Genomic DNA, 17808 nt, shown 5'->3' on the forward strand with positions numbered 1-17808 from the left:
AGGCAATACACCAAATATCATTGGGTTAAAATCGCATTCTTTTGTGCGCTTGCACAATTTGATCAGTGTTGCTTAAGTGCAATGACCGCAAGGTATAAGTGAGTTTTATCATTTATATTATTGAATTTTAAAGAAGTTATCTGCTCTATCTTGTCGAGTCGATAGCGTAGTGTGTTTCTGTGAATATGGAGTTTTTGGCAGGTTTGCGCTAAATCACAATTCTGTTCAAAAAACACCCCTAGGGTTTTTTCTAACATGTGACGGGGATCTTGTTGTCTGAGACGCTCAAGGGGATCGGTGAGCTGCTGTTTGCGCCATTTATCGACGCCACTCAAGGTGACGGAGAGAATATGATCTTGATAAAACATCACTTTTTTACCTGCAGGTGTTGCTCTTAATGTGGCTAACGCGGTGCGATAAGAGTGAGAGAGCCCTGACAAACCGGGATAGAAATCACCCACGGCGATACGGACTTTATAGTCCGCTTGCTCACGAATACGCTGCATCAATTGCGCGATACGCTTCTCTTCTTGGTCACGAGACCAGCCATGCTCATCCAGAGTGACGGGCTTAAGTACCACAATCTCACTTTGGGCAACTGAGGCAATACCGACTAAGTTATTGCGTTCCGGAAACTCCAGCATTTGCACGACTTCACGCAAGTGATCCAGTGAGACGATCTCGTCTTTTCGAGGACTCACTTTTAAAATCGCGGCGACACGTGGCACCGAGAGATCCATTTCGAGCTGCTCTGCGACAGAATAGAGCTGCTGCTCACTGAGGGTTGAGCCTTCGATAAGTTGCAGTACTAACTCTTCACGATGGCGTTTCGTCCATTGCACTTGAGCCATGAGTGCCGCTTGTTCGACGATCATCTCCGCTGTCATACGCACAAGCTCACCGTATTGGTGCACTTGATCAGGTGGGCCTGAAATGCCTACCACACCTATGGTTTTACCATTATGAAGAATAGGAAGGTTGATGCCCGGTTTAACTCCTTTGAGGTCGCTCTTGGCGTGGATCTCAACGATGCGGTGCTCAGCGAGTGCCAAAATCGCGCCCTCATGGCGTTGATTGATCCGACTGGGATCCCCTGAGCCAATGATCAACCCATTTTCATCCATTACATTGACTGAGAATTGGATAATTTTCATAGCACGAGCAACGATTTGCCGAGCAATCCCGTGAGTAAGTTGCATTTTGCTTCAGTTTCCTGACAATTAGCGACCTTCTATACTGGTATCAGTACATGAGGTGAAGAAATGGAATACGAATTTAAAAAGAATACCCTTGATGGCAGCTATAACGCTAGTTTCTCTATGGGCCATGAGGTGCTTGGGCGTTGGTTGACTGACGAGCTAGGCACTCAAGCCCCTGTGATCACTGCAATGAGTGAAGCGCTACAATCAGTGGGTGTCACAGAGCAAGAATGGCGTCATCTCGGCAAGCATTACACGGTGATCATGCAGTCGGGTGAAGTGACGGTGGTGGCAAATATGCTCTTACAGGGTGAGACGGAGTTAGATGAGTTGCATCAGCAGCAAGATTTGGGCTTTTACGACGATGAGCAGATCGCGCTCTGTGGCTTGGAAGATCTCCTCAGAATGCTGGATGATTGGTGTGCTTTTGTCAGGAGTCGCTAGACGAGAAACGATCAATTTGGTGCAACCTAATGCACTTGCACTACTTTAAACATTCCTCTGCACCTGATTGGTGCGACCGAGAACCGTATTTATCAGGGTAACACCCTAAGATGCTGAAATAAAAGAGATTATATTTTTGGCACGCCACTTGATTACCTGAGTAGGAAAGCAGAACAGACTTACTCAGGAGCAATCAATGAAAATAATCAGCGCAATAATTAAGCCCTTTAAGCTTGATGATGTTCGCGAAGCCCTCGCCGAGGTCGGTGTAGACGGGATGACCGTTTCAGAGGTGAAAGGCTTTGGTCGTCAGAAAGGCCACACTGAACTCTACCGAGGCGCAGAGTATCAGGTCGACTTCCTCCCTAAAGTAAAACTCGAGATTGCCACGCACGCCGATACCGTGGATGGCATTGTTGACGCGATTTCTAAGGCGGCGCAGACCGGCAAAATCGGCGACGGCAAAATCTTTGTTTACGATCTTGAACAAGCGGTACGTATCCGTACTGGCGAAACTGACGCAGAAGCACTGTAAGGAGTAGGATGATGGAAGAGTTGGGATTAACAGTTACAGAATTACGTTACGCGCTAGACACTTTTTTCTTCTTAATTTCAGGTGCGTTGGTGATGTGGATGGCAGCAGGCTTTGCCATGCTAGAAGCAGGTCTCGTACGCTCCAAAAACACCACAGAAATTTTAACTAAAAACTTTTGTTTGTATGCCATTGCATGTACTTGTTACCTGATTGTCGGTTACAACATTATGTACGTCGATAATGGCGAAGGTGGTTGGTTGCCATCATTAGGGATGCTTATCGGTTCGCAGGCTGAGGGGGCTGATCACTCCTTAGAGTCTGACTTCTTCTTCCAGGTTGTTTTTGTCGCGACAGCGATGTCCGTGGTATCGGGCGCGGTGGCTGAACGAATGAAGCTATGGTCATTCTTAATCTTCGCCGTTGTCTTAACCGCCTTTATCTACCCGGTAGAAGGCTACTGGACATGGGGTGGCGGTTTCTTATCAGAAGCAGGCTTTAGTGATTTTGCTGGCTCAGGTATTGTGCATTTAGCGGGTGCAGCTGCTGCATTGGCAGGCGTGTTACTCCTTGGTGCACGTAAGGGTAAATACGGCAAAAATGGCCAAATCTACCCAATTCCAGGCTCAAACATGCCGTTGGCAACGCTGGGTACCTTTATTTTGTGGTTAGGTTGGTTCGGCTTTAACGGCGGGTCTCAATTGATGGTGTCTGACTTTGAAAATGCAACAGCGGTCGGGCAAATCTTCTTGAACACTAATGCTGCCGCAGCAACCGGTGCTATCGCTGCGCTATTGGTGTGCAAAACCACTTGGGGTAAAGCTGACTTAACCATGATCCTTAATGGTGCATTGGCCGGATTAGTGGCTATCACTGCTGACCCATTGTCACCGTCGCCGATTGCCGCGTGTATCATTGGTGTGGTTGCCGGTGCCTTGGTGGTGTTCAGTATTATTGGTCTGGATAAGATTAAGATTGATGACCCTGTTGGTGCGATTTCCGTACACGGTGTGTGTGGCTTGTTTGGCTTGATGGTAGTGCCATTTAGTAACGGTGACGCAAGCTTTGGCGCACAGCTCTTTGGTGCCGCAGTGATCTTCGGATGGGTGTTCGGCGCAAGCATGGTGGTGTGGGCGATACTGAAAGCAACGGTAGGCATCCGTGTTACCGAGGAAGAAGAGCTTGCAGGTATGGATATGCATGACTGTGGTGTGGAATCTTATCCAGAGTTTGTCTCATTAAAGTAGCTCAAAATTCATAACTTGTTACAAATCAAAGCCTCGCACTCGCGGGGCTTTTTCATACTTTTTTGTCACATCTGATTGAAATTGCATGGAACACGTCTATAATTCCTAAAAAATAGTGATAAACGTTATCATTTAGATTGTTGTCCGTAGATAGGGAAATGTAATGAAAAAGTTAGTTGCTGCATCCGCTGTATTGGCTGCATTGAGCGCACCTGCATTTGCTGCTGAAGAAGTGAATGTATACTCATACCGCCAGCCATTTCTGATCGAACCAATGTTCGAGAAGTTCACTGCAGAGACTGGTATTAAAGTAAACGTGATGTTTGCGAAAAAGGGTCTGGCTGAGAAGATCGCTCAAGAAGGCGAATTCAGCCCAGCGGACGTTGTCCTGACTGTTGATATTAGCCGTCTTGCAGAACTGGCGAACAAAGACCTTGTTCAAGCGGTCAACAGCGAAGTGATCGAAGCTAACATTCCTGCGCAGTACCGTGACGAAGAAGACGCGTGGTTCGGCCTGACTTTACGTACACGTAGCGTTTACTCTTCTCGTGACCGTGTTGGTGAGTTGAGCGAAGAGTTCGATTACCTTGATCTTGCTAAGCCTGAGTGGAAAGGCAAAATCTGTACCCGTAGCGGTAAACACCCTTATAACGTTTCTCTTGTCGCTTCTATGATTGCTAACCACGGTGAAGCAGAAGCAAAAACATGGCTTGAAGGCTTCAAAGCTAACCTAGCACGCAAACCACAAGGCAATGACCGCGCGCAGGTACGTGCTGTGTCTGAAGGTCTCTGTGATCTCGCTATCGGTAACAGCTACTACCTCGGTAAAATGGTGAACACGCCTGAGCAGGTGCCATGGGCTGAATCTGTCTACATCAACTTCCCTGGTGAGAAAGCAAACGGTACTCACATCAACATCAGTGGTATGGCGATGGCGAAATATGCGCCAAACAAAGAGAACGCACTGAAATTAATGGAGTTCCTGACTGGCGATGTTGCGCAAAGCATGTATGCTGAAGTGAACTACGAGTATCCAGCGAAAGAAGGTGTTAAGCGTTCTGAGTTGGTTGCTTCTTGGGGTGACTTCGTAGCAGATGACGTTTCTCTTGAAACAATTGCAGATAACCACGCTGCAGCAATGAAGTTACTAGACGAAGTAAAATTTGACTTGTAATTTTGTAGGGGAGCGTCGGCTCCCCTTAATTGCAAGTCGGGCAGTATGACTAGCAATGACTGAAAAATTTCTTTTCTGGCGAACCAGTAGTTGGGGATTATCTCTGCTGCTGGTTTTGCCGATCTTAGCCATCGTGTATACCGCGATCGGTGACGCGGATGAAATCTTTGCCCACTTAATGAGTACCGTGTTAGGGACTTATGCGTGGAATACCCTTAGTGTCGTAGCGTTCACCTTACTCTTGGCGATCATCTTTGGCGTACCAAGTGCGTGGTTAATGGTGATGTGCCGTGTTCCGGGAGCAAAGGTTTTGCAGTGGGCTTTAGTGCTGCCACTGGCGATGCCCAGCTATATTGTTGCTTACATTTACACCGATTGGTTTGATTATGCTGGCCCCGTGCAAATTTGGCTTCGTAATCTGTTCGGTTGGCAAACCATCCATGACTACTACTTCCCTGACATCCGTTCTATCGGTGGGGCAGCATTGATTATGGCGCTGGTACTGTTTCCCTACGTCTATCTGCTCGCACGCGGCGCGTTTATGGAGCAAAGTGCCTCTTTACTGAATTCTGCGCGGCTGTTGAAATGCTCGCCATTGGAGAGCTTCCGACGACTTTCTCTACCTCTCGCTCGTCCTTCGATTGCAGTGGGGGCCTCTTTGGTCGCCATGGAAACGGTTGGTGATTTCGGCACCATGAGCTATTTTGCTGTCCCTACGTTAACCACCGCGGTGTATGACACTTGGCTAGGCTACTCAAGCCTTACGGCAGCGGCTAAGCTTTCCGCTGTCATGCTGTTAGTGATTTTTTTGCTGCTTTCTGCCGAACGTTATAGTCGTCGTAAACTGAAGCTGTTTCACCAAGAAGTCAGTGCTCAGCCTGAGCCTTACCCGCTTTCTGGCTGGCGTAAATGGGCTGCTGCGGCCTGGTGTTGGGGGCTGATCGGCGCCGCTTTCCTTTTTCCTGTATTTCAATTGCTGTATTACGCGGTCAACTATTTTGCTGAGAGCTGGACACCAGAATTTCGTCAGTACAGCATCAATAGTTTGTCGGTGTCCTTTTGGGCTGCATTGATAGCGTGCTTTATTGCCATTGCGGTGAACTTTAATCGTCGTCTGGTGAATAAATCGAGTGCAGTCGTGCCTCTGAGAATAGCCTCTATGGGCTATGCGGTGCCGGGTACCGTGCTCGCTATTGGCGTAATGATCATTCTAGTCTCAACGGATCATCTCATTAATGGCTTTGTGCGTTCATTGGATTACCGTCCGCCGGGACTGTTGCTGTCAGGCACTATGTTTGCTCTGATTGTGGCATTTGTCGTCCGTTTCAGTGCGGTGGCTATTGGTTCAGTAGAGAGTAGCTTAGCGAAGATCCCACCATCGATGGATATGGCAGCGCGTACGATGGGATGCAATGCGACGGCGATGCTACGCCGTGTACACTTCCCCCTTATTCGACGCGGGATTTTAATTGCAGGTTTGTTGGTGTTCATCGAGTCGATGAAAGAGTTGAATGCCGCGCTGCTGTTGCGACCGTTCAATTTTGAAACACTTGCCACCTATGTGTTCAATTTTGCTTCAGATGAGCAACTTGAGCATGCCGCCTTACCGGCAATACTGCTAGTCTTAGTAGGGTTAATCCCGCTTATTGTTGTTAATCGATCCTTGGAGCAGAAATCATGACCGAGTGTACCCTTGCTATTCGCCAATTAGGCTGCAGTTATCAAGGACAAGCGATACTCGCTGATCTCGATCTGAATGTTTGTGACCATGAGATAGTCTGTCTGTTAGGTGCGAGTGGTTGTGGCAAAACGACGTTACTGAAAGCCATGGCGGGTCTCATTCCGCTTGATGAAGGTGCAGTGGCGATAAAAGGGTGCGATATGACGCAAACGCCACCAGAAAAGCGTAATATTGGCATGATCTTTCAAGATTATGCGTTGTTTCCTCACCTCACTGTTGCCGGTAATATTGCCTTCGGGCTTAAAGGTTGGACCCATGATCGCCGCGAGGCGAAAGTGACACAGATGCTGGAATTGGTGCGCTTGGAAGGGTTGGGTGAACGTTTTCCGCATCAGCTTTCTGGAGGGCAGCAGCAACGTGTGGCTATCGCCCGTGCATTGGCCAGCGAGCCCGATCTTATCTTACTGGACGAACCCTTCTCTAACATTGACACTCAAGTCAGGCATTCATTGATCAAAGAGATCCGCCGCATTTTTAAAGCGCAAGGTGTGACGGCTATTTTTGTTACTCATAGCCGTGAAGAGGCGTTTGCCTTTGCCGACAAAATGGCCGTAATGAATGAGGGGGTGATTGAGCAATATGGCACAGCGGAAGAGCTGTACTACCGTCCGAGAAGCCGATTTGTTGCTGAATTTTTAGGTGCAGGATCATACTTACCCGTGCGTGTTACTGGCGAGGGTGTGATGCAAACGCCGTTGGGGAACATTGCGATTGATGATAGGCCATTGTTTGTCGATGATAATGGCAATGCAGAGTGGCTACTGCGTCCACAAAATGTTCAGCTTCAACCTGATGTGAATGGTGAAGGTGTAGTGACTGAGGCGATCTTCATGGGAGACAGCAGCCGTTACCAAGTGGAAGTCTTTGGCTTTACCATTACCGCAGTATCAAACCATCAGTTGGAAGAGGGACAAAAAGTGCGTGTGGTGATTGAACCTCATGCCCCCGTTTTGTTTGCTGCGGCTTAAGATGGGTTTTTAACTTATTGATAAAATCAGAAATGATCGCCAAGTAACCATTACTGTGTTATTCGAGCATTAAAAAAACGAGTAAAGCATTTGCTTTACTCGTTTTGTTTTTTGAGGCGATTTTTTAATGAGTAATCAGTGTAAAAATCGACGCTATTCTGATTTTTCTGCTTGCGCTGGACAAAGAATATCGAGATAGCTGTTTGCTTGAGCCTGTAGCGCCTCACGATCTTTTGTTAGGTTCGCTTGAAGGTAAAGCACATAACACACACCATGTAGCAAGCGTGCGGTGTCCTCGACGTTGTTGAGGTTCAACTGTGCCGCTGCAGGTTTGAAGGCTTCGGTCATGCGTTCCATCGTGCGATTGTTGCTAGCGATGTAACGAGGCCATACTTCATCGCGAACAGATGTGCTCCATTCAAACCAGACTTTCAGCCACTCTTTCTCTTCAAGGACAGCATCGACTAAACGATGCGTTAAGCATTCCATGCTACCGCGTAGTGATTGGTCCGCTAGCGAAAGGCACTGAGTGAGGATGTCATCGAATTTTTGTTCAACTTGAGCAAGGACTTGCTCTACCAACTCTTCCCGCGTTGGAAAATAGTTGAACACGGTTGCAACGGAGACATTTGCCATGTCGGCGATATCCGCGTGACCAGCACGACCAATACCTCGGCGAGCAAATACTTCCAAAGCGTAATCCAACAATTGCTGTTTTCTTTTCTCGGGCGATAGCCGAGTACGTGTTTTTTTAATTAAAGTTTCCATGTCTTACAAATTCCCTAGCCAAAAAAGCAAATAAATTATAATTATCTGTGGTCAATATCTCATCACTTTACTTATACAACCCATTGTATGCAATTAGTCTATGTGATGAGCCTCTCCGGTCCTTGTAATCATGCCAATTACTTGCATTAAAGTTGTGATATAATTGCTGACACTGATGTAATAGACCAAGTGGCAGTATATGCAACTGCGCCCACGGAGGCAATAATGAAGCACAAAGTTGATGTATTGATTTCTGAGCAGGATGTTCAGGCACGGGTACAGGAGTTGGGTAAACAAATTACCGAGTGTTACAAAGGCTCAGACAATCTCGTCATGGTAGGACTACTTCGCGGTTCTTTCGTATTTATGGCCGATCTGGCCCGTGCGATTGATCTACCACACGAAGTGGATTTCATGACCGCATCAAGCTACGGCAACAGTATGGAAAGCTCGCGCGATGTCCGCATCTTGAAAGATCTGGACGATGAAATCGAAGGAAAAGATGTTCTGTTAGTTGAAGATATTATCGATACAGGTAATACCTTAAACAAAGTGAAAGAGATTCTTTCTCTGCGCGGCCCTAACTCAATCCGTATTTGTACGCTTCTAGATAAGCCTGAGCGTCGCGAAGTTGACGTAGAGGTTGATTGGGTTGGTTTTGAAATTCCTGATGAATTCGTTGTCGGCGTAGGCATAGATTACGCCCAAAAATACAGACATTTACCTTTCATCGGAAAAGTGATTCCGCTGGAAGACTAAGTCGATATTTGATGGTGTTATTTTCAATAAAAAAGCAGCTTTTCGCTGCTTTTTTTGTGCCTATAACTCAATTATTCGTATGGTGAATCGTTTGCGTTTTAATTTGGTAAAATATTGGCCATTGCGGCTTGATAGCTTATCTCAACCGATTCGCGACTATTGGCGGTGACACCCAAGTCACTTAACACGCCATCATTGATCCCGTAGATCCAACCATGAATTTTGACTTGCTGGCCTCGCTCCCAGGCACTTTGCATGATGGTTGAATTACCAAGGTTGTAGACCTGAGAAGCAACGTTGATTTCACACAGTTTGTTTTCCCATTCACTGCGCTCAAGTTTGCCAAGATCAGCGCGATGCTTTAGGTAGAGATCACGAATATGAAGCAGCCAGTTATTGATAAGGCCGAGTTGCGGATTGGCAATGGCGGCGGCAACACCACCACACCCATAGTGGCCACAGACTATGATATGCTTGACTTTCAACACATCGACCGCATATTGAACTACAGATAAACAGTTGAGATCAGTATGAATGACTTGGTTGGCGACGTTGCGATGCACGAAGAGCTCGCCGGAATCCATGCCAATTAATCGCTCCGCAGGTACTCGACTGTCAGAACAGCCAATCCATAAATACTCTGGGTGCTGGGCTTTAGCAAGATGGGTGAAAAACTCCGGTTTTTCCTCCTTTATCGTCGAGGCCCACTCGCTATTATTTGCAAAGAGTTGCTTTATTTCTGCCATGATGATGCCTTTGTAATTTACTGAGCGTACTATACCGCAGATACTGAGCCTAGAGGTCGGATTATTTGAGACTTTGGATTTATTACACGTGGATTCTATGAAAGCACTTGAAATATCAAATTTGAACAAAACGTACGCTGGTGGCTTTCAGGCATTAAAATCGCTCTCTTTGACGGTAGAAGAAGGGGACTTTTATGCACTGTTAGGCCCAAATGGTGCCGGAAAATCAACGACTATCGGGATTATTAGCTCACTCGTCAATAAGACCACAGGTAAAGTGCGGGTTTTTGGGTACGACATAGATACAGACCTTGTTGCCGCTAAACAGCACATTGGCTTAGTCCCTCAAGAATTCAACTTTAATCAGTTTGAAACGGTAGAGCAGATTGTTATCAATCAAGCGGGGTATTACGGTGTCGACCGGAATGAAGCGCGCCTTCGTGCTCACAAGTACCTTTCAAAGTTGGATTTGTGGGAAAAACGTGAAGAACGCGCAAGAAACCTCTCTGGTGGCATGAAGCGCCGATTAATGATTGCCCGAGCGTTGATGCATGAGCCTAAGTTACTCATTTTGGATGAGCCAACTGCGGGTGTCGACATCGAGTTGCGCCGCTCGATGTGGGAATTTCTGCGAGAGATCAATCAAGAGCAAGGGATTACCATTATTTTGACCACGCACTACCTTGAAGAGGCGGAAATGCTGTGTCGCAATATCGGTATTATTAGCAAAGGCGAAATCATTGAAGATACATCGATGAAAGCGCTACTTGGAAAGCTGCAAGTCGAAACCTTTGTGTTGGATATCTATTTGAATGGCAGGGAGCCTGTTCTACAAGGTGTCGATATGCGTGTGATTGATGATCACACTATCGAGGTCGATGTACCGAAAGAAGCGGGGTTGAACTCAGTCTTCATGCAGCTGACCGCACAGGATTTCACAGTCTATTCGATGCGGAACAAAGCTAATCGATTAGAAGAGTTGTTTGTTTCACTTATTCAAGAGAGTCAGGAGGCATCATCATGACACAGCAGTTTTGGGTCGCGTTTAAAAGCCTCGTTATCAAAGAGATTTATCGTTTCTCTCGGATTTGGGTACAAACGTTAGTGCCACCAGCGATCACGATGACACTCTATTTTATCATCTTCGGCAACTTGATCGGCAGCCGTATTGGTGAAATGGGAGGCTTCAGTTACATGGAGTACATTGTGCCTGGCCTAATCATGATGTCGGTCATTACCAACTCCTACTCCAATGTGGCTTCATCGTTTTTCAGTGCGAAGTTCCAGCGCAACATTGAAGAACTGCTGGTCGCGCCTGTGCCCAATCACATCATCATTTTAGGTTATATTGCCGGTGGCGTGGCACGTGGCCTTGCCGTCGGCGTCATTGTTACTTGTGTGTCGTTGTTGTTTGTTGATCTTACCGTATCGAGTTGGTTGATTATTTTCTCGACGGTATTGATGACTTCCGTGGTCTTTTCGTTGGGCGGATTGATCAATGCGGTATTTGCGAAGACTTTCGATGATATCAGTATCATACCTACCTTTGTGCTGACCCCTCTGACTTACCTAGGCGGGGTGTTTTACTCGATCAGCTTATTACCGGAGTTCTGGCAGGGGGTATCGCAGATTAATCCTATCGTGTACATGGTCAATGCGTTCCGCTACGGTTTCTTAGGTGTGTCTGATGTGGCGATTAGCACCTCGTTCGGCGTACTGACGCTGTTTGTGATTGCGCTATACAGTATCGCTTATCGCCTAGTTTCAACTGGAACAGGGTTACGTAGCTAAGGGTTGTGGACAATAAAAAAGGGCCGAGAGGCCCTTTTTTATTGGATGTTAGCTGCTTTTCTTCGCTTTACGCGCAGCACCTGGCATCGGCTTTTTCTTCTTTTTCTTGACCGCAAATGCCGGTTTTTTATGTTTCGGCTTCATCTCTTCGACAAAGCGCTCTTTAACGGGCTCTTTCATATAGCGGCCGATGCGTTCCATCATTGCTTGATCGTGAGCTTCGACTAGCGACACGGCTGAGCCCTTTTTACCTGCTCGTGCTGTGCGACCAATACGGTGAAGATAAACGTCAGCAGTACGTGGTAGATCAAAGTTGATCACATGGCTGATATCGGGGATATCAATACCGCGCGCAGCGACATCGGTAGCGAGCATAATGTTCACTTTCCCTGATTTGAAGCGCTCAATGGTATTGTTTCGCGCACTTTGTGCCATCTCACCTTGAAGCCAGCAACATGGGATTTGCATCGAGTCGAGTTTTTCACGCAACTCTGCTAATCGCTCACGGGTTTTTAAGAAGATGATGGTTCGTTCAGATTCATCGCTCTTCAACACGTGCTCAAGCAACTGAATCTTGTGATCCATATCGTCACAGCGATAGTACCACTGGTGAATTTTCTTGCGCTCACGACGTGAAGGGCTCGCTTCAATACGCTCAGGCTCATTTAACAGATCTTCGGTAAAGCCGTGTACCCCTTTGCCTTCAAGTGTCGCAGAGAAAAGCAAGGTTTGACGGCGCCAGCGGCATTCGTGAGAGAGCTTGTCAACAATCGGCCCAAAGCCCATGTCGAGCATACGGTCAGCTTCGTCGAGGACAAGGCATTCAATGGCGCGGCAATCAAAGCGCTCAGCATTGATGTACTCCATCAAGCGTCCCGGTGTGGCGACGACAAGATCTTGTGTCTTGCCTAAAATCTCAGCGTGCTCGTCGTAAGAGATACCACCTGTGATGGTAAACACTTTCAGGTCGGTATTTGCTGCCAGTTCTCGCGCTTCATCCGCGATCTGGATTGCGAGCTCGCGGGTTGGCGTCAAGATCAATACACGCGCAGGTCCGGGTTTACGACGTGGGAAGTCGATTAAGTGTTGTAATGTCGGTAGCAAAAAAGCAGCCGTTTTACCGGTGCCAGTAGGTGCTGAAGCCAACACATCCAGTCCGTCCATGGCGGCAGGGATCGCTTTCGCTTGAATTTCTGTCGGTCGCGAATACCCTTTTGTTTCAATTGCAGCAAGCAGATCTACATCGAGATCCAGCTCTGAAAAGGTTCTTACCACGTCGTTTCTCCGGACTTAATCGGTACTCAATTTACAAGGGGCGAGATTATATACTCAAGTCTGCTTAAGATACAGGATCATCCGAGCTATCGATATCGATCTTTGTACTCTGGTGATCAGGTGACGTCATATTGAGGTAGAAAGGCCAGGTTAAGGCCGTGAACGCGTCGCTGTATCCGTCGCCTTCATGAATGATCAACTGGCTAACGTCGCATGACATCTCTGTGGGCGATAACGATAAGAGTAGTCGGCTGACAGGTTTGCGGATCGTTGTTTTAACGTCACAGCGCCGCACACAAAAAAGCGCATGCTCAGGGAGCGAGGTCAGTAACTGCTCGCCTTCAACCTTAGGCAATATCAGGTGTGCCTCATCGCGTGGTCTCAACATGGCAGCGATGCAAGTGAGGAGATCTTGATGGCTGAAGTGCTCGGTGTGACGAGCGACGGCGCGTCCCGCCTTGATGGATGTCTCTCCACTGTTGAAGTAGGGTGGATTACAAATAATACTGCCCGAGGTTTGATTGTGATTGGAATTCATCCAGTATCGAATGTCTTGATGGTATACGGTAATTCGACGAGACCAAGGGCTGTTGAGCGCGTTTTTCGTTGCCTGCTCTGCCGCCTCTGCATCCAGTTCAATCGCACTGATCTTTGCTTCTGGGCAGCGCTGTGCACTCATTAAGGCAAGTAGTCCACTCCCCGTACCGATATCTATAATGTGGCCCTTTTCAGGCAAAGGAGCCCAAGCGCCGAGTAAAATCCCATCTGTGCTGACAGGCATTCCACACTTAGTGTGATCGACGGCGAACTGCTTAAATTGAAAAACTTGCATCTATCTGTCTATGTATGTTGTCTTTAGTGTTTGTTTTTGTGAATTTACCGTATATTTTTGTTTTATTCTTTTGTGAATAATTCAATTAAAGCAATTTATCATTACTTTAATGTGGCTAAAACCTTAAAATTGGTCATATATTCTAGTTTTTGGCATTAGAGCCAAACATAATGGTGTTTTAGCCTGCGCTATTGCAAGTTTATGACTGATTGTTCATTATGCTGCCAATGATCTCTTTGCTAGTTGAAAATTTTTTGTCCTACTTGTGACTATTCCTTTGCAACATGCTGGAGATGCTCAACACAATAAAACAGCTTCAAATATAAAGGATATTGTTGTGAAAAAATCACTCAGTATGACGGATGTCTTTGCGTTAGGCTTTATGACCTTCGCATTTTTCTTGGGAGCAGGAAACATTATTTTCCCGCCTCAAGCTGGCCAACTTGCGGGTGACAACCTGCTAGCTGCGACACTGGGCTTTCTCTCTACCGGTGTAAGTTTACCGCTTATTGCAATTATTGCCGTTGCGGTTGCGGGCGGATGGGAAGGTTTGACGCGCGACTTACCTAGCAAAGTCGCGACGCTATTAGCTGTGACTATCTTTATTGTTATTGGTCCAGCATTTGCGGCACCGCGTGCGGGGCTTGTTGCTTATGAGATGGGCGTGAAACCTTTCATTGCTGATGCGGGTCAGTTGAGCCTGACGCTGTTCTCAGTCGTATTCTTTACGATTGCGCTTTTCTTATCTCGTTCGCGCGGTAACCTGGTTGATATGGTAGGTAAGTTCCTGACGCCTATCCTATTTTTGGCGCTGATTGCACTTGCGGTAACAGTGGTGGTTAACCCTCAGGGTGATATCGTTGCAGCGCAAGGCGCTTACATTGATATGCCTTTCATTACTGGCTTTGTTGAAGGCTACAACACCTTAGATGCAGTGGCTGCGTTACTGTTTGGTATGGTAATTGTGGATGCCGTACGCAGTAAGGGTGTCAGTGACGAGAAAGCAACACGTAAATATCTTGTGATGGCGGGTCTCATCGCGGCGTCTGGTTTGGCGTTCGTTTATGTTTCTCTGTTCTACCTTGGGGCGACCAGTGTATCTATCGCACCTGAAGCGAGTAATGGCGGTGACATTCTTGCGATTTACGTCGCTGCACTCTATGGCCCAGCTGGCCAGAGCATTCTGTCATTGATTGTACTGCTTGCGTGTCTTACTACTGTCGTTGGCTTGATCAGTGCGTGTTCGGACTACTTCTGTAAACTGACTTCAATCACTTATGAAAACTGGGTCGTGATCCTCTCTGTTATCTGTTGTGTGGTGGCAAACGTCGGTCTTAATCAGTTGATCATCATCTCGCTACCTGCCCTGTTTGCACTCTATCCCATCGCGATGGCACTAGTGATTTTGACGTTTGTGCGTCGCCTATTGCCAAACCCGGTACTTTCTTACCGTGTGGTGATGTTGGTTGCACTGTCGTTTAGCATGATTGACGCTGCAAAAGTTGCTGGTTTCAATGTGTCAGCATTCCGTGTTATTCCACTGTTTGATTATGGTATGGCTTGGTTAATGCCAACGGCAGCGGCGCTCGTATTGACCGTTATCTTTGGTAAGAAAACAGCGGTGACGGCGACCAAAACCGCAAAAGCATAACGTGCTTGTTGCTTGAGTAGATAGTGAAAAGGGATGCCACATTGGCATCCCTTTTTTAGTCATGCGATAAGGAGGAGGTAAGGCGACTACAGCTCGCTATACTCCAGCATGATCTGTTCACACCAACTCGCAATACGTTCATCGCTGAGATCATACTGGCTATCTTCATCCAGTGCTAAACCGACGAACATACTTTTATCTTCGGTCAACGCTTTGGATGCGCTGAAGTCGTAGCCTTCATTAGGCCAGTAACCGATGATCTGTGCGCCACTCATGAGCAGGGCCTCATGCAGCATGCCCATCGCATCCAGGTACCATTCGCCGTAACCTTCTTGGTCTCCTAAGCCGAAGAGGGCGATGGCCTTGTCTTCTAGCTTCAGATTGTCGAGGTGACTCCAGATAGCTTCCCAGTCTTCTTGTAACTCACCGAAGTCCCAAGTGGAAATCCCGAAGATCAGCAGATCGTAATCCTTGGTGAGGCTTAATGAGCTCTCTTTAACGTTGTGAATACTGACCAGATCTTCGCCTAGTGTGCTTCGGATCTTCTCAGCAGCCATTTCGGTGTAACACGTGGTTGAGCCATAGAATAGGCCAATCTTCATGCGTGAATTCCCTATATATCACTTTTGGTGGTTACTATACTCAAGTCCATTCAATATGCAATTTCGGAGGGGGAAATCGCCTCATGAACGCCTGTGTTTGACAAGGGAAAACCACGCTTTCACCCGTTGACTTCGAACTCGCGTTGCTCAGTGGGCTGCTGAACCCGATATCTTGAGGTAGCTTGCGCATAAGTACTGTGTTTTAATACAGTACATATCTGGAATATCCAGTAAACGACACCTAACGCTGGAGAGTTTTTTTGAGCGATCAACAACTATTAGAGCAATTTCTCGATGCGATGTGGATGGAGCGCGGTCTGGCGGATAATACCATCAGTGCTTATCGGCACGATCTCAGTACTTTTCTGACTTACCTAGAGAATAATCAGCTGACGCTCATGACCGTGGTTAGTGCCGATCTGGTGGGTTATCAAGCGTGGATGCAGAAAAAAGAGTATGAGCAGACCTCGAAAGCAAGAATGATTTCGGCGTTGAAGCGCGTGTTTCAATATCTTCATCGCGAAAAATTGCGCAATGATGATCCCAGTGCGCTATTGCAAAGCCCTAAATTACCCAAACGTTTGCCGAAAGATCTCACTGAAAGTGAAGTGGAAGCATTGCTCAACGCCCCTGATGAACGTGATCCGATAGAACTGCGTGATCGCGCTATGCTGGAACTGCTCTACGCGACTGGGCTGCGTGTGACGGAGTTAGTCAGTTTGACCACAGAGAATGTCAGTTTGCGCCAAGGTGTGGTGCGTGTTGTTGGTAAAGGAAACAAAGAGCGTCTTGTTCCGATGGGGGAAGATGCCATCGATTGGATGGAGCGGTTTTTACAACAAGGGCGACCGCAGCTCATGGGCGAGGTGAGTGGTGATGTCGTCTTTCCTAGTCGACGCGCTAAGCAGATGACACGGCAGACATTTTGGCACAGAATCAAACATTACGCCCAACGTGCGAATATCGATAGTGATAGACTCTCGCCTCATGTTTTGCGTCATGCATTCGCGACTCACCTCCTCAACTATGGGGCTGATTTGCGCGTTGTGCAGATGTTGTTGGGGCATAGTGACCTATCGACGACGCAAATCTATACCCATGTTGCAACCGAGCGTTTGAAGAAGCTTCACAGTGAGCACCATCCGCGTGCATAGCATGGACATTATGTGTTCATTTGGCTTCCATGCTTGCGATAAATAATTGCTCTGTATGCAACAAATCATCAATATGAAGGTCTAGACTGTTTAGATTCCGATTCAAATAAGGACAACCCATGCCAATTTTCCGTTCTTGTGCTGTTGCCTTGGCATTAGTATCAGCCTCTGTTGTCGCCTCACCAGAGCCAGCGCAATTACCAGAAACTGACGCGCCTGCAGTGCCATCGGCACTGACCGAAGCGGCGAAAAAATTGCAGCTTACTATCCAAGCCGCGGCTGATTCACCGATTGCCGGTCTTAAAGAGATCACCACTGATCGTGGTGTGTTTTACATGTCTGATGATGGTCAACACTTTCTCGCGGGCCACTTGTTTGATTTGAGCGCTCAGCCGGTGAACTTGACTGAACGTCGTCAAGCGGAAGTGAATGTCTCGAAAATGGTTGAGATGGCAGATGAAATGATTGTCTACCCAGCCAAAGATGAGAAACATGTTGTCACTGTCTTTACCGATACCTCTTGTGGTTACTGCCGCAAAATGCATGAAGAGATGGCTGACTACAATAATGCGGGTATTACGGTGCGTTACCTCGCGTTCCCACGGAGCGGTTTAAATGCAGGTAACTTTGGTCAATTGAGCGCCATTTGGTGCGCAGAGGATCAAATTGCCGCGATGGACGAAGCGAAAGCGGGCGGATTTAATCAATCTTCTACTGCTTGTGACACGTTAGTGCGCGGTCATTATGAGCTGGGTGTCCAAATGGGGATTCGTGGGACCCCAGCCATTATCTTGGAAGACGGTAATGTGATTCCGGGATATCAGCCTGCTGGACGTTTGCTACAGACACTAGAGCAGAATCCGGGCTAAGCGCGGATTTTCCCCTTCGCAGTGGTTTTGCTGTCGGATACGATAGGATAAGATGC

The 17808-nt window shown here is 47.3% G+C and carries 18 protein-coding genes; 12 read left to right on the forward strand and 6 right to left on the reverse strand.

What is annotated here, in order from left to right; all coding sequences use genetic code 11:
* Nucleotides 1–62: 62 nt before the first annotated feature.
* On the reverse strand, nt 63–1199 hold the full coding sequence (locus TSUB_RS02380) for a sugar diacid recognition domain-containing protein (RefSeq protein ID WP_087016556.1): 1137 nt from the start codon (nt 1197–1199) through the stop codon (nt 63–65).
* A 63-nt stretch (nt 1200–1262) separates the two neighbouring features.
* Between TSUB_RS02380 and TSUB_RS02385 the strand changes: the two genes are divergently transcribed.
* The 6 genes from TSUB_RS02385 (at nt 1263) to TSUB_RS02410 (ending at nt 7305) form a co-directional block, all read left to right on the forward strand.
* Nucleotides 1263–1643 carry a YacL family protein gene (locus tag TSUB_RS02385; RefSeq protein ID WP_087016554.1) on the forward strand — a complete coding sequence of 127 codons (381 nt, stop codon included), beginning with the start codon at nt 1263–1265 and terminating at the stop codon, nt 1641–1643.
* A 196-nt stretch (nt 1644–1839) separates the two neighbouring features.
* Nucleotides 1840–2178, forward strand: a complete 339-nt coding sequence (locus TSUB_RS02390) for a P-II family nitrogen regulator (RefSeq protein ID WP_087016552.1) — start codon at nt 1840–1842, stop codon at nt 2176–2178.
* A gap of 8 nt (nt 2179–2186) precedes the next feature.
* Nucleotides 2187–3422, forward strand: a complete 1236-nt coding sequence (locus TSUB_RS02395; protein ID WP_192867813.1) for an ammonium transporter — start codon at nt 2187–2189, stop codon at nt 3420–3422.
* 163 nt (nt 3423–3585) lie between these two features.
* Entirely contained in the window at nt 3586–4596 is a 1011-nt protein-coding gene (locus TSUB_RS02400; RefSeq protein WP_087016548.1) for a Fe(3+) ABC transporter substrate-binding protein, read from the forward strand.
* A 55-nt stretch (nt 4597–4651) separates the two neighbouring features.
* The gene (locus TSUB_RS02405; RefSeq protein ID WP_087016546.1) at nt 4652–6277 is read left to right on the forward strand and encodes an ABC transporter permease; all 1626 of its coding nucleotides are present in this window, start codon (nt 4652–4654) and stop codon (nt 6275–6277) included.
* Nucleotides 6274–7305 (forward strand): ABC transporter ATP-binding protein, encoded by a 1032-nt coding sequence (locus tag TSUB_RS02410; protein WP_087016544.1) that lies wholly within the window; start codon nt 6274–6276, stop codon nt 7303–7305. The genes TSUB_RS02405 and TSUB_RS02410 overlap by 4 nt, the downstream gene beginning before the upstream one ends.
* Nucleotides 7306–7458: 153 nt before the next feature.
* On the opposite strand, the gene TSUB_RS02415 is transcribed toward TSUB_RS02410, so the two are convergent.
* Complete coding sequence (locus TSUB_RS02415; RefSeq protein ID WP_087016542.1) at nt 7459–8073, reverse strand: TetR/AcrR family transcriptional regulator; 615 nt, start codon at nt 8071–8073, stop codon at nt 7459–7461.
* Between the two features lie 225 nt (nt 8074–8298).
* Here TSUB_RS02415 and hpt point away from each other — a divergent pair, with 225 nt between their 5' ends.
* The gene (gene hpt / locus TSUB_RS02420) at nt 8299–8832 is read left to right on the forward strand and encodes a hypoxanthine phosphoribosyltransferase (protein ID WP_087026381.1); all 534 of its coding nucleotides are present in this window, start codon (nt 8299–8301) and stop codon (nt 8830–8832) included.
* Nucleotides 8833–8930: 98 nt separating this feature from the next.
* Here the strand turns inward: hpt and can are convergent, their stop codons facing one another.
* On the reverse strand, nt 8931–9578 hold the full coding sequence (gene can, locus TSUB_RS02425; RefSeq protein ID WP_087026378.1) for a carbonate dehydratase: 648 nt from the start codon (nt 9576–9578) through the stop codon (nt 8931–8933).
* A 97-nt stretch (nt 9579–9675) separates the two neighbouring features.
* On the opposite strand from can, the gene TSUB_RS02430 reads away from it, so the two are divergent.
* Together TSUB_RS02430 and TSUB_RS02435 are read left to right on the forward strand one after the other, a co-directional pair.
* Nucleotides 9676–10602 (forward strand): ABC transporter ATP-binding protein, encoded by a 927-nt coding sequence (locus TSUB_RS02430; protein WP_087026375.1) that lies wholly within the window; start codon nt 9676–9678, stop codon nt 10600–10602.
* Entirely contained in the window at nt 10599–11369 is a 771-nt protein-coding gene (locus TSUB_RS02435) for an ABC transporter permease (RefSeq protein WP_087026372.1), read from the forward strand. The genes TSUB_RS02430 and TSUB_RS02435 overlap by 4 nt, the downstream gene beginning before the upstream one ends.
* Nucleotides 11370–11417: 48 nt before the next feature.
* On the opposite strand, the gene srmB is transcribed toward TSUB_RS02435, so the two are convergent.
* The gene (srmB, locus tag TSUB_RS02440; RefSeq protein ID WP_087026370.1) at nt 11418–12644 is read right to left on the reverse strand and encodes an ATP-dependent RNA helicase SrmB; all 1227 of its coding nucleotides are present in this window, start codon (nt 12642–12644) and stop codon (nt 11418–11420) included.
* 64 nt (nt 12645–12708) lie between these two features.
* A complete protein-coding gene (locus tag TSUB_RS02445) occupies nt 12709–13476 on the reverse strand; it encodes a tRNA1(Val) (adenine(37)-N6)-methyltransferase (RefSeq protein WP_087026367.1) in 768 nt (255 codons plus the stop codon).
* Nucleotides 13477–13813: 337 nt separating this feature from the next.
* On the opposite strand from TSUB_RS02445, the gene brnQ reads away from it, so the two are divergent.
* Nucleotides 13814–15127: a branched-chain amino acid transport system II carrier protein gene (gene brnQ / locus TSUB_RS02450; protein WP_087016349.1), complete on the forward strand. Its 1314-nt coding sequence runs from the start codon at nt 13814–13816 to the stop codon at nt 15125–15127.
* A gap of 86 nt (nt 15128–15213) precedes the next feature.
* Here the strand turns inward: brnQ and fldB are convergent, their stop codons facing one another.
* Entirely contained in the window at nt 15214–15729 is a 516-nt protein-coding gene (gene fldB, locus TSUB_RS02455; RefSeq protein ID WP_087016350.1) for a flavodoxin FldB, read from the reverse strand.
* 299 nt (nt 15730–16028) lie between these two features.
* Here fldB and xerD point away from each other — a divergent pair, with 299 nt between their 5' ends.
* Both xerD and dsbC read left to right on the forward strand, forming a co-directional pair.
* Nucleotides 16029–16883 (forward strand): site-specific tyrosine recombinase XerD, encoded by an 855-nt coding sequence (gene xerD, locus TSUB_RS02460; RefSeq protein ID WP_087016376.1) that lies wholly within the window; start codon nt 16029–16031, stop codon nt 16881–16883.
* Between the two features lie 119 nt (nt 16884–17002).
* Nucleotides 17003–17752: a bifunctional protein-disulfide isomerase/oxidoreductase DsbC gene (gene dsbC / locus TSUB_RS02465; protein WP_087016351.1), complete on the forward strand. Its 750-nt coding sequence runs from the start codon at nt 17003–17005 to the stop codon at nt 17750–17752.
* The last annotated feature ends 56 nt before the right edge of the window (nt 17753–17808 follow it).

This window comes from Thaumasiovibrio subtropicus (assembly GCF_019703835.1).
Classification (GTDB): Bacteria; Pseudomonadota; Gammaproteobacteria; order Enterobacterales; family Vibrionaceae; genus Thaumasiovibrio; species Thaumasiovibrio subtropicus.

Excerpts from the sequence above, each read along its gene's own strand:
- TSUB_RS02445 (WP_087026367.1), bottom strand. The coding sequence starts at position 13,476 with ATGCAAGTTTTTCAATTTAAGCAGTTCGCCGTCGATCACACTAAGTGT.
- TSUB_RS02400 (WP_087016548.1), top strand. The coding sequence starts at position 3,586 with ATGAAAAAGTTAGTTGCTGCATCCGCTGTATTGGCTGCATTGAGCGCA.
- xerD (WP_087016376.1), top strand. The coding sequence starts at position 16,029 with ATGTGGATGGAGCGCGGTCTGGCGGATAATACCATCAGTGCTTATCGG.
- TSUB_RS02395 (WP_192867813.1), top strand. The coding sequence starts at position 2,187 with ATGATGGAAGAGTTGGGATTAACAGTTACAGAATTACGTTACGCGCTA.
- dsbC (WP_087016351.1), top strand. The coding sequence starts at position 17,003 with ATGCCAATTTTCCGTTCTTGTGCTGTTGCCTTGGCATTAGTATCAGCC.
- TSUB_RS02435 (WP_087026372.1), top strand. The coding sequence starts at position 10,599 with ATGACACAGCAGTTTTGGGTCGCGTTTAAAAGCCTCGTTATCAAAGAG.
- TSUB_RS02385 (WP_087016554.1), top strand. The coding sequence starts at position 1,263 with ATGGAATACGAATTTAAAAAGAATACCCTTGATGGCAGCTATAACGCT.
- TSUB_RS02390 (WP_087016552.1), top strand. The coding sequence starts at position 1,840 with ATGAAAATAATCAGCGCAATAATTAAGCCCTTTAAGCTTGATGATGTT.
- TSUB_RS02405 (WP_087016546.1), top strand. The coding sequence starts at position 4,652 with ATGACTGAAAAATTTCTTTTCTGGCGAACCAGTAGTTGGGGATTATCT.
- fldB (WP_087016350.1), bottom strand. The coding sequence starts at position 15,729 with ATGAAGATTGGCCTATTCTATGGCTCAACCACGTGTTACACCGAAATG.
- hpt (WP_087026381.1), top strand. The coding sequence starts at position 8,299 with ATGAAGCACAAAGTTGATGTATTGATTTCTGAGCAGGATGTTCAGGCA.
- TSUB_RS02410 (WP_087016544.1), top strand. The coding sequence starts at position 6,274 with ATGACCGAGTGTACCCTTGCTATTCGCCAATTAGGCTGCAGTTATCAA.
- TSUB_RS02380 (WP_087016556.1), bottom strand. The coding sequence starts at position 1,199 with ATGCAACTTACTCACGGGATTGCTCGGCAAATCGTTGCTCGTGCTATG.
- TSUB_RS02430 (WP_087026375.1), top strand. The coding sequence starts at position 9,676 with ATGAAAGCACTTGAAATATCAAATTTGAACAAAACGTACGCTGGTGGC.
- TSUB_RS02415 (WP_087016542.1), bottom strand. The coding sequence starts at position 8,073 with ATGGAAACTTTAATTAAAAAAACACGTACTCGGCTATCGCCCGAGAAA.
- can (WP_087026378.1), bottom strand. The coding sequence starts at position 9,578 with ATGGCAGAAATAAAGCAACTCTTTGCAAATAATAGCGAGTGGGCCTCG.